The sequence below is a fragment of the Aeromonas molluscorum 848 genome, assembly GCF_000388115.1.
GTDB lineage: Bacteria > Pseudomonadota > Gammaproteobacteria > Enterobacterales > Aeromonadaceae > Aeromonas > Aeromonas molluscorum.
Genome location: NZ_AQGQ01000002.1, coordinates 39899 through 56086 on the forward strand (window position 1 = coordinate 39899; position 16188 = coordinate 56086).

The following is a 16188-nucleotide window of genomic DNA, read 5'->3' on the forward strand; positions in this document are numbered from 1 at the left end:
AAAGCCCTGTGTATATGCACAGGGCTTTTTATTTTATCTACCTCATAAGAATAATGGCGTGAGGTAAATTGCTAATCTGCTTGCGAGATAACATGGCCTTTCTATAAGCAAACGGGGTTGCTGGCAAGACAGCAAGCTTGATCTCGGGTTGTATGGAATTATTCTGCTTATTTTTCCAGCAAATAACTTGTGGAAAATCAACTCACTTAATCTGCCCTCGCCAAACACTGCGTCAATATGTTCCCCGCCGCAAGGATCCTTGCTTGAAAAGCACTTTACTCGTCCTTAAACTTCACAGTGGAGAAAAGTGGATCAAAGTGGTTTTTCTGGGCAGAGACCCACCATTTATTCATTGGGGATGGCTAATTTGTTGCGTGGTGCTCACGCCATCAGCCTGGATGTCAAAGGGCGACTGGCGATTCCGACCAAATACCGTGATTGGCTGCGCGACGAATGCGACGGCCAGCTGGTCTGTACCATCGATATTGCCCACCCCTGCCTGCTGCTCTACCCCCTGCACGAATGGGAGGAGATAGAGCGCAAGCTGAAGACACTCTCCAGCATGGATCCGGCACAGCGCCGTCTGCAGCGTTTATTGCTTGGCCATGCGACCGAATGTGAACTGGACGGCAATGGCCGTCTTTTGCTCTCCCAGCCACTGCGCAGTCATGCCGGGCTGGATAAAAAATCATGCTGGTGGGTCAGCTCAACAAGTTTGAGTTGTGGGACGAATCCCGCTGGCAACATCAGATAGATACCGATATCGCGAGCCTGCCCGAGGATGACTGGGCAGGTTCGGATCGTTTACAGGATTTCTCGCTATAAATGAGCCAAGCCGCTGAACACATCACAGTGCTGTTGCACGAAGCCGTCGAAGGTCTGGCCATCCAGCCGGACGGCATCTACGTCGACGGCACCTTTGGCCGTGGCGGTCATTCCCGTCTCATCTTGGAAAAGCTCGGCCCCCATGGCCGCTTGATTGCCATCGACCGCGATCCTCAGGCCATTGCCGAAGCCGCCAAGATCCAGGACACCCGCTTCGAGATAGTCCATGGCCCCTTCTCCGGTATCACCGACTATCTCAACGAGCGCGGTCTGCTCGGCAAGGTCAACGGCTTCCTGCTGGATCTGGGAGTCTCTTCCCCCCAGCTTGACGATGCAGAGCGGGGCTTTAGTTTCATGAAAGACGGCCCCCTCGACATGCGCATGGACCCCACCTCGGGGCAGAGCGCTGCGCAGTGGCTGGCCAAGGCGGATGTCGATGACATCGCCTGGGTATTGAAGACCTTCGGTGAAGAGCGTTTCGCCAAGAAGATAGCCCGCGCCATAGTGCACGATCGCGCCACCGAACCCTATGTGCGCACCCGCCCACTGGCGGAGATGATTGCTAGGGTCAACCCGAGCAAAGAGAAGGGCAAGCACGCCGCCACCCGCAGTTTCCAGGCGATCCGCATCTATATCAACAGTGAGTTGGATGAGATAGAGACGGCCCTCGATGGTGCCTTGCAGGCGCTGGCCCCGGAAGGCCGTCTGTCGGTCATCAGTTTCCACTCGCTAGAAGATCGCCTCGTGAAGCACTTCATCCGCAAACATGAGAAGGGTCCGGAAGTTCCCCGTGGCATCCCCCTGACCGAGTCCCAACTGGCCGGTGGTCGCAAGTTGAAGTCGGTTGGCAAGGCACTCAAGCCGTCTGACCATGAAGTCAGCGAAAACAGCCGTTCACGCAGCTCTGTGCTGCGGGTTGCCCAGCGGCTGGCGGATTAAATCATGAGCGAGCCCCGCGTTCACCTCGGCAAGGAGATAGTCCAGGACCTCTGGCGTCACAAGTTGCAGATAGCGTTGGCGGTTGCCGTGCTGCTGACCTCCTTTGCGGTGATCCTGGTGACCAACATGACTCGGGTCATGACGTCGACCCAGAACGATCTCATGGCCGAGGAAGACAGGCTCAATATCGAATGGCGTCACCTGTTGCTGGAGCAGGGCACCCTGGCCGAGCACTCCCGCGTGGCGGCTCTGGCCATGGACAAGTTACAGATGGCTCGCCCATTGGTGACCACTGAGAAGGTAATTAACCAACCATGAAACGCAAGACGCCAGCCAAGGCGCAGGCCAAAGCCCCGTCACTCTATCCGTGGCGTTTTCGCACCCTGGTGTTCTTCATCGGGATCGCGTTTGTCGGGCTGATCTTGCGTCTGGCCTGGATCCAGGTGATTAACCCGGACCGGCTGCGTCAGGAGGGAGACATGCGCTCCCTGCGCACCACCTCCACCCAGGCGGTGCGCGGCATGATCACGGATCGCAACGGCGAGCAGCTCGCAGTGTCCGTGCCGGTTGAGGCAGTCTGGGCCGATCCCAAGACGGTATACGAATCCGGCTCCATCCATAACGAACGGGCCTGGCTGGCACTCTCCGCCGTGCTGAAGGTCGACATCGATGTGCTCAAGCGCCGTATCTCCAATCCCAAGAAGCGTTTTGTTTACTTGCAGCGTCAGGTGACACCCGCGGTGGCCGAGTACATCAAGGGTCTCAAGCTGGGAGGCGTCTTCCTGCGTCCCGAATCCCGCCGTTTCTATCCCACAGGAGAGATCAGCTCTCATCTGGTTGGGGTGACCAACATTGACGGTCACGGCATCGAAGGCATAGAGCGTAGTTACGACCAGTGGCTGACGGCAACCGCAGGCGAGCAGCGGGTACGCAAGGATCGTCAGGGCCGGGTCATCGAGCGGCTCGGTGTGGTCAAGGAGGGCAAGAATGCCAACAACCTGACCCTGAGCATCGATCAGCGGGTGCAGGCGCTGGCATACCGCGCCCTCAAGCGTGCCACTGACGAGAACAAGGCTACATCTGGATCTTTGGTCATGCTGGACGTCAAGACCGGCGAGGTGCTGGCCATGGTCAACACGCCCTCCTACAACCCGAACAACCGCGGTCAGTATCAAAGCTTCCGGGTGCGCAACCGAGTCGTGACCGATACCTATGAACCGGGCTCCACCATCAAGCCGCTGATCCTGCTCAGCGCCCTGCAGGCCGGTGTGACGAGCTGGAAGGATCACATCCAGGGTGGCCCGCTCTACATTGGCGCCAAGCAGATCCGAGATGTCAGCATCCACAGCGCCAACAACCTGTTCGACATACTGCGTTACTCCTCCAACATCGGCATGTCGCGCATCGCCCTGCGCATGCCGGCTCAGGAGATGATCAATACCCTCAGCCTGTTCGGCCTTGGCAATGACACCGGCAGTGGCCTGATCGGGGAGAGTCTGGGGATGTTGCCCCAGCGCCGGCGCTGGTCCGATATCGAGCGTGCCACCCTGTCGTTCGGTTATGGCCTGCGGGTGACGCCGCTACAACTGGCTTCCGCTTACGCCACCCTGGCCAATCAGGGCAAACGGGTGCCCATCTCCACCATCAAGCTGGACAAGGCACCCAGGGGAGAGCAGGTCATCGATCACAACAACGCCAAGGCCATGATGCAGGCGCTTGAGTTCGTGGTCGACAATGCCATCCCCAAGGCCAAGGTGCCCGGCTACCGCATCGGCGGCAAGAGTGGTACCGCCAAGGTGGCGGTCGCCGGTGGCTATGGCAAGGACTACATGGGCTGGTTCGCTGGCTTCGCGCCGGCCAGCGATCCCCGCTTCGTTATGGTGGTGGTGATCAACGAGCCCAAGGGTAGCGCCTATTACGGCGGCGCCGTCGCGACACCGCCCTTCGCCGAAGCCATGGGCGGCGTACTGCAGCTCTACAACATTCGTCCCGATGCGGTGCCCAATGCGCCGCCCCCTTCGCTCGCCCAGATGGAGGCCGCCGTTGTCCCTCACACTTGATGCACTTGTGCGCCCCCTTGGCATTGCAGCCCAGGCGCTCCCTCTGACCGACATGCAACTCGATAGCCGACGGGCGGGCCCGGCTGTCTGTTCGTGGCGCTCAAGGGTCATCAGGTCGACGGCAGGCAGTTTATCGAGAAGGCGGTTGCCCAGGGGGCGAGCGCCGTGCTGTTTGAGGAGGATGGGGAGTTCACACCGCCTGCGCTGAATGTGCCGTGCATCGGTATTCGCGATCTGCCCGCCAGGCTATCGGGTCTGGCCGGGCATTTCTTCGGCGAGCCGGCGGCGGTGCTGGATTTGATCGGCATCACTGGCACCAATGGCAAGAGCACCACCGCCCTGCTGGTCGCCAACTGGCATAGCCTGTTGGCCAGCGATCGGGGCGGCAAGGCCGCCGTCATGGGCACCATAGGCAATGGTCTGTTTGGTGAGCTGATTGAAGCTGCCAACACCACCGGTAGCGCCCTCGAGGTGCAGGCCAATCTGGCGGCCTTGCGGGATAAAGGCGCCAGTCTGGTTGCCATGGAGGTCTCCAGCCACGGTCTGGTTCAGCACAGGGTCGCCGACCTGCATTTTGCCGCCACTGTTTTCACTAATCTGAGTCGGGATCACCTCGATTATCACGGCACCATGGCCGCCTATGGCGAGGCCAAGGCGCTGCTGCTCAAGCAGGTCGACGCAGCGAATGCCGTTATCAATCATGATGACCCGCTCGGGTGCGAATGGTTGAACCTGTATCCCCAGGCGGTGGCCTTCGGCACCAATGGCCCGATTGAAAACCATCCTGGGCGACAGTTGACGGCGCAGGATCCCCAATTTCATCAGCAGGGATTCAGTTCTGCCATTAACTCCAGCTGGGGGAATGGTGTATTATCCGCACCCTTGCTCGGCCGCTTCAACGTCAGCAATGTGCTGGCCGCCATGGGGGTCATGCTGGTGCTCGGCCATGAGCTCGAGCAGCTGCTGGCGACCGCTCCCCGCTTGCAGGGAGTCACGGGGCGCATGGAGTGCTTCGGTGGTGGTCAGGTGCCGCTTGCTGTGGTCGATTATGCCCATACCCCGGATGCGCTGGAGAAGGCATTGCAGGCCCTGCGGGTGCACTGCGAGGGTCGTCTGTGGTGCATCGTCGGTTGCGGCGGTGACAGAGACAGCGGCAAGCGTCCCATGATGGCTGCCATGGCAGAGCAACATGCGGATTGCGTGATCCTGACCGATGACAATCCCCGTACCGAATCGCCGGCCCGCATCATGGCTGACATGGTGGCGGGTCTTGCCGATCCTGACGCCGTGACCATAGAGCACGACAGGGTCAAGGCCATCGAATTCGCGTTGGCGCAGGCGAGCAAAGAGGACATCATCCTGGTGGCCGGTAAGGGGCACGAGGATTATCAGATCATTGGTACCGACAAGCGGCACTACAGCGATCGGGAGACCGTCGCGGCCGCCTTGCACACTTTATTGGAGTCATTCACATGATGACCCTCAGGCTTGCCGAACTGGCGCAGGCACTCGATGCCCGGTTACTGGGTGAGGACGCAGAGATCACCGCGATCAGCACGGATACCCGTACCCTGGGTCCGGGCGCACTTTTCGTTGCCTTGCGCGGTGAGCGTTTCGACGCCCATGATTTTTGTGAGCAAGCCATGGCGGCAGGCGCCAGCGCCTTGCTGGTTGAGCGCGAGCTGCCCTTGGCCATTCCCCAGTTGATAGTGACGAACAGCCTCAAGGGGTTGGGTCTGCTCGGTCGACTGGTGCGCGAGCGCGTCAATCCCAAGGTGCTGGCCATCACCGGCAGTTGCGGCAAGACCACGGTGAAAGAGATGGCGACCGCCATACTGCGCCATGAAGGCGAGGTGCTGGCCACCGCTGGCAACTTCAACAACGAAGTGGGCGTACCGCTCACCCTGCTGCGCCTCGAGGCGCAGCACCAGTTTGCGGTGATGGAGCTGGGTGCCAACCACCCGGGGGAGATCGCCTGGACCACCTCCCTGGCCCGGCCCGATGCCGCCATCATCAACAACGTGGCGGCGGCTCATCTAGAAGGTTTTGGCTCCCTGGAAGGGGTGTTCCATGCCAAGAGCGAGATTTTCCAGGGCCTGGGCGAGGGTGGCACCGCCATCGTCAATGCCGACAACGAGTTCTGGCCCCAGTGGCGGGAACGGGGCATTCGGTGCGCCTTCTCCCTCGAAGATCAGAGCCAGCCCTTCCATGCCCGTGACATAGCGCTCAACGGGCAAGGCTGCGCCGAATTCGTGATGGTGACCCCGCAGGGAGAGTTGACCCTGACCCTGGCCATTCCCGGTCGCCACAACGTGGCCAATGCCCTGGCCGCCGCCGCGGGCTGCCTGGCACTGGGGGCGTCGCTTGCCTCGGTCAAGGCGGGGCTGGGGCAGATGGCGCCGGTCAAGGGCCGCTTCTGCGTGCGGCGCTGGGGTGAACTGACCCTGATTGATGACACTTACAACGCCAGTGTGGAGTCCGTACTGGCCGGCATCGATGCCCTGACCGCCATGGGTGGCTACAAGGTGCTGGTGTTTGGTGACATGAAAGAGTTGGGTGAGGAGTCTGCCGCGCAACATGCCCGGGTTGGACGCCACGCCCGCGAACGCGGCCTCGACGCCGTGCTGACAGTGGGTGAACAGAGCCGCCACACCGCGGATGCCGCGGGCGGCCGACATTTTGACAACAAGGCGTCCTTGTATGACGCGCTGGCACAGATGATAAACACAGAGCAAACCATCTCGATTCTGGTGAAAGGGGCGCGCGGTTCGCGCATGGAAGAGATAGTCAACATGGTCGCCGACCATCAGGAGCAAGCCTCATGCTAGTCTGGCTGGCGGAATTACTCACCCCGCACTTCACCTTCTTCAATGTCTTCTCCTACCTGACGCTGCGTGCCATCTTGTCGATCATCACCGGTCTGACAGTGGCGCTCTGGATGGGGCCGCGCCTCATCCGTCGCCTGCAAATCATGAAATTCGGCCAAGTGATCCGCAACGACGGTCCGGAATCCCATCTGAGCAAGAAGGGTACCCCGACCATGGGCGGGCTGATGATCATTGCCGCCATCTTCATCTCCGTGCTGCTCTGGTGCCGTCTCGACAATCCTTATGTCTGGCTGGTGCTATTCGTGCTGGGCGCCTATGGTGCCATCGGCTTTGCCGATGACTACCTCAAGGTGGTGCGCAAGAATACCGACGGCCTGATCGCCCGCTGGAAGTACTTCTGGCAGTCGGCGGTCGCCCTGGCGGTGGCGATCTTCCTCTATGCCACGGCGACCCATGACGGCCAGACCCAGCTGGTGGTGCCCTTCCTCAAGGATGTGATGCCCCAGCTCGGCCTGATGTTCATCGTGCTGACCTATTTCGTCATCGTCGGCACCTCCAACGCGGTCAACCTGACCGATGGTCTGGATGGTCTGGCTATCATGCCGACCGTGATGGTGGCAGGGGGCTTTGCCTTGATCGCCTGGGCGACCGGCAACGTCAACTTTGCCAGCTACCTGCACATCCCTTATGTGCCCTATGCCTCCGAGCTGGTGATTGTGTGTACCGCCATCGTAGGGGCGGGTCTGGGCTTCCTCTGGTTCAATACCTATCCGGCCCAGGTCTTCATGGGGGATGTGGGCTCACTGGCCCTGGGCGGCGCCCTGGGTACCATAGCCGTACTGGTGCGCCAGGAGTTTCTGCTGGTGATCATGGGAGGCGTCTTCGTGATGGAGACCGTCTCGGTGATCCTGCAGGTCGGTTCCTACAAGCTGCGCGGGGTACGCATCTTCCGCATGGCGCCCATCCATCACCACTACGAGAAGAAGGGCTGGCCCGAGCCGCGCGTCATAGTGCGCTTCTGGATCATCACTCTGATGCTGGTGCTGCTGGGTCTCGCCACCCTGAAGGTGCGTTAATCATGGTCATCATCATAGGTCTGGGGAAAACCGGTCTCTCTTGTGTCGATTATTTCCTCGGCCGTGGTGTGACCCCCCTGGTGATGGATACCCGTCGCAATCCCCCTGGTCAGGATCAGCTCCCGGCCGGGGTTGAACTCATTGAGGGCCTGGATGAGGCCTTGCTCACCCAGGCGCATCTGATAGTGGCAAGTCCTGGTATCGCCCTGGCGACGCCCGAACTCAGGGCTGCCGCCGAGCAGGGTGTGGACATAGTCGGCGACATCGAGTTGTTCGTGCGTGAGACCCATGCCCCCGTCATCGCCATCACCGGCTCCAACGGCAAGAGCACAGTCACCACCCTCGTGGGTGAGATGATTGCCGAAGCGGGCCTCAAGGTTGGTGTGGGGGGCAACATAGGTACCCCTGCGTTGACCTTGCTCAAGCAGCCGATGGATCTTTGTGTGCTGGAGCTCTCCAGCTTCCAGCTGGAAACGACCCACAGTCTGCGGGCCGTCGCCTCCGTGGTGCTGAACCTCTCGGAAGATCACATGGATCGCTACACAGGCATGGCCGATTACCGCGCCGCCAAGCAAGAGATCCATCAGCACTCACAACACATTCTGGTCAATCGGGATGATGCCCTGACGCTGCCCGACGTGGGCGAGCTATGGCAGAGTTTTGGTCTGGATGACAAGAGTTATGGCCGCACCCTGTGCGAGGGGCGCTTGTGGCTGAGTCTGCATGGCGAGCCGCTGCTGCCCGTGGACGAGATGAAGATCGTCGGTGCCCATAACCAGGCCAATGCCCTGGCCGCCATGGCCCTGTGCGATGCGGTGGGTATTCCCCGTGAGCCGCAACTGGCCGTGCTGCGGCGTTTTGAAGGCCTGCCCCACCGCGCCCACTTCGTGCGTGAGGTCGGGGGAGTACGCTGGATAAATGATTCCAAGGCCACCAACGTGGGCGCGACCCTGGCCGCGGTGGCAGGCGTGCGTGAGTCGGTCAAGGGTCGCCTGCTGCTGCTGGTCGGTGGCCAGGGCAAGGGCCAGGATTTTGGCCCGGTGCAAGACCTGCTCGGCAGCCAGATAGATAAGATGTACTGCTTTGGTCAGGATGCCGACATACTGCTGGCGCTGGGTGAACAGACTGAACGGGTCGCTGACCTTGAGGCCGCCGTCGCCAAGGCCGCTGCCGATGCCAAGCCCGGTGACTGGGTGCTGCTGGCCCCGGCCTGCGCCAGTCTGGATCAGTTCAAATCCTTCGAAGCACGGGGCGATCGCTTCACCGAACTGGTGCTGGCCCTATGAACGCCCTGCGCGCAACCCTGGCTTTCCTGCAACGGATCCTGCTCCCGGCCCGGCCCGGTGCGCTCTACGATCGCCAGTTGGTGGTACTGGGGTTCTCCCTGATGGCGGTGGGACTGGTCATCGTGGCCTCGGCCTCCATCCCGGAAGGGATTGCGCTGGCCAACGATCCCTTCATGTTTGTGAAGCGTCACGGCCTGTTTCTGGTGATGGCGCTCGGTATCTCCTGGTTTGTCCTGCAGGTGCCCATGGCTCGCTGGCAGCAATACAACGGTCCCATGCTGCTGCTCGCCATCCTGATGCTGGTGCTGGTATTGCTGGTGGGGCGCAGCGTCAACGGCTCAGTCCGTTGGTTGCCCCTGGGCCCGTTCAACCTGCAACCGGCGGAATTTGGCAAGCTGGCCCTGTTTGTCTATCTGGCGGGTTATCTGGTGCGCCGTCAGAACGAGGTGCGCGAGCGCCTCATCGGCTTTATGAAGCCGATGGCCGTGCTCTTCCTGGTGGCCGTATTGCTGCTGGCCCAGCCGGATCTGGGCTCTGTGGTGGTGATGTTTGTGACATCCCTGGGCATGCTGTTCCTGGCTGGGGCCCGTATGGGTCAGTTTATCGCCCTCATTTTGGTCGGCGTCAGTGCCGTGGTGACCCTGATCATCGCCGAGCCTTATCGGATGCGGCGGGTAACCTCCTTCCTCGACCCCTGGGCCGATCCCTTCGGCAGTGGTTATCAGCTGACCCAGTCGTTGATGGCGTTTGGTCGTGGTAGCTGGCTTGGCGAGGGGCTCGGCAACTCCATCCAGAAGATGGAGTACCTGCCGGAGGCCCACACCGACTTCGTGTTCGCCATCCTGGGGGAGGAGCTCGGTTATCTCGGCGTGCTCGGTGCACTCTTCCTCATCTTCGCCCTGGCGTACAAAGCGCTCAAGCTGGGCCATCAGGCGCTGGTGGCCGACAAGCTCTATGAGGGTTATCTCGCCATCGGTATCGGCATCTGGTTCAGTTTCCAGACCTTCGTCAACGTCGGAGCCGCCAGCGGCATGATGCCGACCAAGGGGCTAACCCTGCCGCTAGTCAGCTATGGCGGCTCGAGTCTCATCATCATGACGGTCGCGGTGAGCATGTTGATCCGGATCGATTTCGAATTGCGCCAGGCCAGTGCCCAGGCGCGTGTGCGGGAGGTTGCGTGAGTAGCAAGACGTTGTTGGTGATGGCCGGTGGTACCGGTGGCCATGTGTTCCCCGGCTTGGCGGTCGCTGACCGGCTCAAGGCCCAGGGCTGGACCATACATTGGCTCGGTACGGCGGATCGCATGGAGGCCGAGCTGGTGCCTGCTCATGGCTACCCCATCTCCTTCATCGACATTCAGGGGGTGCGTGGCAATGGCATCAAGCGTTTGCTGGCCGCCCCTTACCGCATCGTCAAATCCATACTGCAGGCTCGCCAGGTACTGAAAGAGATCAAACCCGATGTGGTACTCGGCATGGGGGGCTTCGCCTCGGGGCCGGGCGGCGTGGCGGCCTGGCTGTCCGGTATTCCTCTGCTGCTTCATGAACAAAACGCCGCAGCCGGCATGACCAACAAGCTATTGGCACGCCTCGCCAAGCGGGTGTTGATGGCTTTCCCTGGCGCGTTTGCTCCCAGCAGCCGCACCGCAGTGGTCGGTAATCCAGTGCGACCGGAAGTGGTGGCGTTGCCGGAACCGGCCAATCGGATCAGCACTCAGCCTGCCCCTCTTCATCTGCTCATCATTGGTGGCAGCCTGGGTGCCAAAGTGCTTAACGAACAGGTCCCTGCCGCGGTCGCCGCCGCCGGGGTGCCCATCGAGGTGCGTCACCAGACCGGCAAGGGGAACAGGGATGCCGTGGCCAATGCTTATGCAGCCCTGGGCCAGGCGGCGGAGGTGAGCGAGTTTATCAAGGAGATGGCCGATGCCTATGCCTGGGCCGATCTCGTGGTGTGTCGCGCGGGGGCCCTGACCGTCTCCGAAGTGGCCGCTGCCGGTGTGGCCGCCATCTTTGTGCCACTGCCCCATGCGGTGGACGATCATCAGACCCGTAATGCCCTGACCCTGGTCGATGGCGGTGCAGCCGAATTCCTGCCCCAGACAGAGCTGAGCCCCGCTACCCTGGGTGCCCGCCTCAGCTGGTTGGCCGGGCGCAGGGAAATCCTGTTGAACATGGCCAAGGCGGCGCGGCGCGTCGCCATTATCGATGCCGCAGAGCGTGTTGCCGATGAGTGCAAGCGGCTCGCAACTGGGCAGAGTGAGAAAGCATGCTGATCAAGATTGCACAGGCCAAGCCATGCAGTCTTACCCCTCAATGTATTGAGGCCGCAGAGCGCGTTGCAGATGAGTGCACGGGACTGGCGGCAGAGTTAAGAGAGAATTATGAACAAGGTTGAACTGGCAAAACTGCGTACCGTGATCCCCGAAATGCGCCGCGTGCGTCGCATCCACTTTATCGGAATAGGTGGTGCGGGCATGGGGGGCATTGCCGAGGTGCTGGCCAACGAAGGCTATCAGGTCTCCGGCTCTGACTTGGCCACCAATGCCGTGACCGAGCGTCTCGCCAGCCTGGGCGCCCAGATCTTTGTCGGTCACAGTGCCGAGCATGTAGATGGTGCCAGCGTGGTGGTAGTCTCCACCGCCATCCATACCGACAACCCCGAGTTGCTGGCTGCCCGCGAACAGCGCATCCCCGTGGTACGCCGTGCCGAGATGCTGGCCGAGCTGATGCGTTTTCGCCATGGTATCGCCATTGCTGGCACCCATGGCAAGACCACGACCACCAGTCTGGTGGCCAGCATCTATGCCGAGGCGGACCGGGATCCCACCTTCGTCATCGGTGGCCTGCTCAATAGTGCCGGTACCAATGCCCGTCTGGGGAGCAGCCGCTATCTGATCGCGGAAGCGGATGAGAGCGATGCCTCCTTCCTGCATCTGCAACCCATGGTTTCCATCGTGACCAACATCGAAGCGGATCACATGGACACCTATGGCGGCGACTTCTCCAAGTTGAAAGCAACCTTCATCGAATTCCTCCATAACCTGCCTTTTTACGGTTTGGCTGTGGTATGTGTTGACGATCCCGTTGTCCGTGGCATGCTGCCTGAGATAGCACGTCCGACCCTGACGTATGGTTTGAGTGACGATGCCGATGTGCAGGTGCTGGACTTCGTGCAAACCACTCATCGCAGCAGCTTCCGCGTACGCCGTAAAGATGCCGGTGAGCTGCAGGTCGCCCTGAACCTGCCGGGTGTGCACAATGCACTCAATGCCGCTGCCGCAATCGCGGTTGCGACCGAAGATGGTGTCAGTGATGAGGCCATCATCAATGCCCTGTCCAAGTTCGAAGGGGTGGGGCGCCGCTTCCAGCAATATGGCGAATTTGAGACCGGGCGTGGCAAGGCCATGCTGGTGGACGACTATGGCCATCACCCGAGCGAAGTGAAGGTCACCATCAATGCCGCGCGGGCCGGCTGGCCCGAGAAGCGGCTGGTGATGGTGTTCCAGCCTCACCGTTACAGCCGTACTCGTGATCTCTATGAAGATTTTGCTGACGTGCTCTCCAAGGTGGACGTCTTGATGATGCTGGAGGTCTACGCCGCCGGTGAAGAGGCGATCCCGGGGGCCGATGGTCGCGCCCTGTGCCGTTCCATCCGTTCCCGTGGCAGCCTGGAGCCGGTTTTTGTCGCCACGCCGGATGATGTGCCGGCCGTGCTGGCGGATCTTATCGGCGAGGGGGATCTGGTGCTGACCCAGGGGGCTGGCAACGTGGGGGCGTTGGCCCGACGTCTCGGCGAGATGAAATTGAGCATAGAGAGCATGAAATCCGGCGCCTGAGGGCCTAATGAGTATTTTGACCGCCAAGCCGGGGCCTATATAATGGCGCACCCGGCCCGGCAGGCGGTCTGGTCACGTTTTACGGGGATATGACGGGTGGAGGCAAGGGCACAAGGGCGCACCAAGGGTGGCTTCATCATCGGGGTGGCATTTTTCCTCCTGGTGATGGCGGGTCTCTACCAGAGTGCGCTGGACGTAAAGGATTGGCTGACAGATGCCAACCGGTTGCCCATCAGTGCCTTGCTGGTACAGGGGCAACACCAATATATCAAGGCGGAGGAGTTGCGCAGTGCCGTGCTGGATGGCGATGCGCCACGCAACTTCTTCGAGATGGATGTGAATGCACTGCAGGCGCGCCTGACGGCGTTGCCTTGGGTCGCCCAGGTGTCGGTACGCAAGAAGTGGCCCGACAAGATCAAGGTCTACCTCACAGAGCAGAAGGTGGCGGCTCGCTGGAATGGCAGCCGTTTCGTCAATGCCAAGGGTGAGGTGTTCAGTGCACCAAATCGGGTGAAGAGCCCCCTGATGCAACTGTCAGGCCCTGATGACCAGGCTGCCAAGGTGCTGGAGAACAGCCGCCAATTTGAGGCGCAGCTGGCAGAGCGAGGTTACAAGCTCAGTGCGGTCAATCTGACCCCACGTTACGGCTGGGAACTGACGCTGGATAACAATATTCAACTGTTTGTGGGGCGTTCGGATATGGCGCTCCGTCTACAGAGATTTATCGATGTCTTCCCGATCATCGAACCCCGTGAGCAAGTGGCTTATGTGGATCTTCGATACGACACCGGGATGGCGGTTGGCTGGAAGAAGAACGAAGAGAAAGCGCATGACCAAAACCGCAGATAGAAATCTGATTGTCGGGCTGGATATCGGCACCACCAAGGTGGCGGTTCTGGTGGGCGAAGTGCTGCCGGACGGTGAACTCAATGTCATCGGCATGGGCAGCCATACCTCTCGCGGCATGGACAAGGGCGGGGTCAACGATCTGGATTCCGTGGTCAAATCCCTGCGCCGTGCGGTGGAAGAGGCCGAGATGATGGCCGACTGCCAGATTAGCTCCGTCTATCTGGGCTTGTCTGGCAAGCACATTGATTGCCGTAACGAGACCGGCATGGTGCCCATCTCCGATGAGGAAGTGACCCAGGAGGACGTGGATAACGTCATCCACACCGCCAAGTCGGTGCGTTTGTCTGATGAGCTAAGGGTGCTGCACGTGCTGCCCCAGGAGTTTGCCATCGACTACCAGGAGGGCATCAAGAACCCGGTTGGTCTGTCCGGTGTGCGGATGGCCGCCAAGGTGCACCTGATCACCTGCCACAACGACATGGCTCGCAATATCGAGAAGTGTGTCGAAAAGGTGGGACTGAAAGTCGATCAACTGATCTTCTCTGCGTTGGCGTCCAGCTATGCCGTCTTGACTGAAGACGAGAAAGAGCTGGGAGTCTGTGTGGTCGATATCGGTGGTGGCACCATGGACATGTCGCTGTTTACTGGCGGCGCCCTGCGCCATACCAAGGTGATCCCTTACGCCGGTAGCACTGTCACCAGCGATATCGCCTATGCCTTCGGCACGCCGCCGCTGGATGCCGAGGCTATCAAGGTGCGCTACGGCTGCGCCTTGGGCCGCCTGGTCAGCAAGGAAGACAATATTGAAGTGCCCAGCGTCGGTGGACGCCCGGCCCGCAGTCTGCAACGACAGACCCTGGCCGAGGTGATAGAGCCGCGCTACACCGAGCTGCTCTCCATGATCAATGACGAGCTGGTGAAGGTACAAAGCGAATTGAAACAGCAGGGGGTCAAGCATCAGCTGGCCGCCGGTTTGGTACTGACCGGTGGTGCGGCCCAGATCGAAGGCATAGTGGAGTGCGCAGAGCAGGTATTCCAGTGCCAGGTCCGGGTCGGGGAACCCATGAATGTGCGCGGATTGAGCGATTACGTGCAGGCACCAGTCTACTCGACCGCGGTCGGGTTGCTGCAATACGGCCGTACCCATCAATCCACAGGCAGTAGCAACGATTATACCGCCAAAGCAAGCGTCGGTGGGCTGGTCAAACGGGTCAGCAACTGGTTGCGTGGCGAGTTCTAAAAGATTTTGCTGAGTCAGGCAAATAAAGCGGAGAGACAACATGTTTGAATTTATGGATAGCCACACGGACGAAGCTGTCATCAAGGTGATAGGCGTGGGTGGCGGCGGCGGCAACGCAGTCGAGCACATGGTTCGTCAAAACATCGAAGGTGTTGAGTTCATCACGATCAACACCGACGCCCAGGCACTGCGCAACTCCAGTGCCAACACCACATTGCAGATCGGTAGTGGTATCACCAAGGGATTGGGCGCAGGTGCCAGTCCGGATGTGGGTCGTGAAGCTGCCCTGGAAGACCGCGAAGCGCTGCGTGAGCTGCTGACCGGTTCCGACATGGTGTTCATCGCGGCTGGCATGGGCGGTGGTACCGGTACCGGTGCCGCTCCCGTCGTGGCCGAAGTGGCCCGCGAGATGGGCATTTTGACCGTCGCCGTGGTAACCAAGCCATTCTCGTTTGAAGGCAAGAAGCGGATGGGCTTTGCCGCCCACGGCATCGAAGAGCTTTCCAAGAATGTCGACTCCCTGATCACCATCCCCAACGACAAGTTGTTGAAGGTACTGGGTCGTGGCATCTCCCTGCTGGACGCCTTCAAGGCGGCCAACGATGTGCTGCTGGGTGCCGTACAGGGCATCGCCGAGCTGATCACCCGTCCGGGCCTCATCAACGTCGACTTCGCGGATGTGCGTACCGTGATGCGCGAGATGGGTACCGCTATGATGGGTACTGGTTCTGCCTCCGGTGATGACCGTGCCGAAGAAGCTGCCGAGAAAGCCATCTCCAGCCCGCTGTTGGAAGACGTGGATCTGGCCGGTGCCCGTGGCATCCTGGTCAACATCACCGCCGGCATGGACATGACCATCGAAGAGTTCGAAACCGTGGGTAACGCGGTCAAGGCCTTCGCCTCCGAGAATGCTACCGTGGTGGTGGGTACCGTTATTGACCCGGAGATGCAAGACGAGCTGCGGGTGACCGTGGTTGCGACCGGTATAGGCGCAGATCGCAAGAGCGACATCACCCTAGTCAAAAACAACATGGTACAAGAGCGTCCGGCCCGTCAGCCCCTGATCAGCGAAGCCCTGCAGTCTCGCGTGATGGAAGAGGCCCCGGCCAAGGCGGTGAATGCCGAGCCACAAGCTCGTCGTGAGCCTGATTATCTGGATATTCCGGCTTTCCTGCGCAAGCAGGCAGACTAAGCCTCTAACGGGGCTGGTTTGTTTGTTGTTTAAGGAATGTGCTAAGATGGCCCGTCAA

The 16188-nt window shown here is 60.5% G+C and carries 12 protein-coding genes and 2 pseudogenes; all 14 read left to right on the top strand.

Annotation, left to right across the window (positions count from 1 at the left end):
* Positions 1 to 367: 367 nt before the first annotated feature.
* Positions 368 to 825 (top strand): annotated as a pseudogene (mraZ, locus tag G113_RS00920) (division/cell wall cluster transcriptional repressor MraZ).
* Positions 826 to 1764, top strand: a complete 939-nt coding sequence (gene rsmH / locus G113_RS00925) for a 16S rRNA (cytosine(1402)-N(4))-methyltransferase RsmH (RefSeq protein WP_005891112.1) — start codon at positions 826 to 828, stop codon at positions 1762 to 1764. It begins immediately after the preceding pseudogene.
* Positions 1765 to 1767: 3 nt separating this feature from the next.
* Complete coding sequence (ftsL, locus tag G113_RS00930) at positions 1768 to 2082, top strand: cell division protein FtsL (RefSeq protein WP_005891115.1); 315 nt, start codon at positions 1768 to 1770, stop codon at positions 2080 to 2082.
* Positions 2079 to 3824: a peptidoglycan glycosyltransferase FtsI gene (locus G113_RS00935; RefSeq protein WP_005891119.1), complete on the top strand. Its 1746-nt coding sequence runs from the start codon at positions 2079 to 2081 to the stop codon at positions 3822 to 3824. The genes ftsL and G113_RS00935 overlap by 4 nt, the downstream gene beginning before the upstream one ends.
* A pseudogene (gene murE, locus G113_RS00940) lies at positions 3769 to 5300 on the top strand (UDP-N-acetylmuramoyl-L-alanyl-D-glutamate--2,6-diaminopimelate ligase). Before G113_RS00935 ends, murE begins: the two are co-directional and overlap by 56 nt.
* Positions 5297 to 6652 carry a UDP-N-acetylmuramoyl-tripeptide--D-alanyl-D-alanine ligase gene (locus tag G113_RS00945; protein WP_005891126.1) on the top strand — a complete coding sequence of 452 codons (1356 nt, stop codon included), beginning with the start codon at positions 5297 to 5299 and terminating at the stop codon, positions 6650 to 6652. Before murE ends, G113_RS00945 begins: the two are co-directional and overlap by 4 nt.
* Positions 6646 to 7728, top strand: coding sequence for a phospho-N-acetylmuramoyl-pentapeptide-transferase (gene mraY, locus G113_RS00950; protein ID WP_005891129.1), 1083 nt, complete (start codon positions 6646 to 6648; stop codon positions 7726 to 7728). The genes G113_RS00945 and mraY overlap by 7 nt, the downstream gene beginning before the upstream one ends.
* Before the next feature lie 2 nt (positions 7729 to 7730).
* Complete coding sequence (murD, locus tag G113_RS00955; protein WP_005891132.1) at positions 7731 to 9014, top strand: UDP-N-acetylmuramoyl-L-alanine--D-glutamate ligase; 1284 nt, start codon at positions 7731 to 7733, stop codon at positions 9012 to 9014.
* Positions 9011 to 10195 (top strand): cell division protein FtsW, encoded by a 1185-nt coding sequence (ftsW, locus tag G113_RS00960; RefSeq protein ID WP_005891135.1) that lies wholly within the window; start codon positions 9011 to 9013, stop codon positions 10193 to 10195. The genes murD and ftsW overlap by 4 nt, the downstream gene beginning before the upstream one ends.
* Positions 10192 to 11286 (top strand): undecaprenyldiphospho-muramoylpentapeptide beta-N-acetylglucosaminyltransferase, encoded by a 1095-nt coding sequence (gene murG, locus G113_RS00965; protein ID WP_005891138.1) that lies wholly within the window; start codon positions 10192 to 10194, stop codon positions 11284 to 11286. The genes ftsW and murG overlap by 4 nt, the downstream gene beginning before the upstream one ends.
* 108 nt (positions 11287 to 11394) lie before the next feature.
* Entirely contained in the window at positions 11395 to 12849 is a 1455-nt protein-coding gene (gene murC, locus G113_RS00970; RefSeq protein WP_005891140.1) for a UDP-N-acetylmuramate--L-alanine ligase, read from the top strand.
* 96 nt (positions 12850 to 12945) lie between these two features.
* Positions 12946 to 13698: a cell division protein FtsQ/DivIB gene (locus tag G113_RS00975; protein WP_005891142.1), complete on the top strand. Its 753-nt coding sequence runs from the start codon at positions 12946 to 12948 to the stop codon at positions 13696 to 13698.
* Complete coding sequence (gene ftsA, locus G113_RS00980) at positions 13679 to 14938, top strand: cell division protein FtsA (RefSeq protein WP_005891144.1); 1260 nt, start codon at positions 13679 to 13681, stop codon at positions 14936 to 14938. The genes G113_RS00975 and ftsA overlap by 20 nt, the downstream gene beginning before the upstream one ends.
* A 40-nt stretch (positions 14939 to 14978) precedes the next feature.
* A complete protein-coding gene (gene ftsZ, locus G113_RS00985) occupies positions 14979 to 16130 on the top strand; it encodes a cell division protein FtsZ (protein ID WP_005891146.1) in 1152 nt (383 codons plus the stop codon).
* Positions 16131 to 16188: the final 58 nt, after the last annotated feature.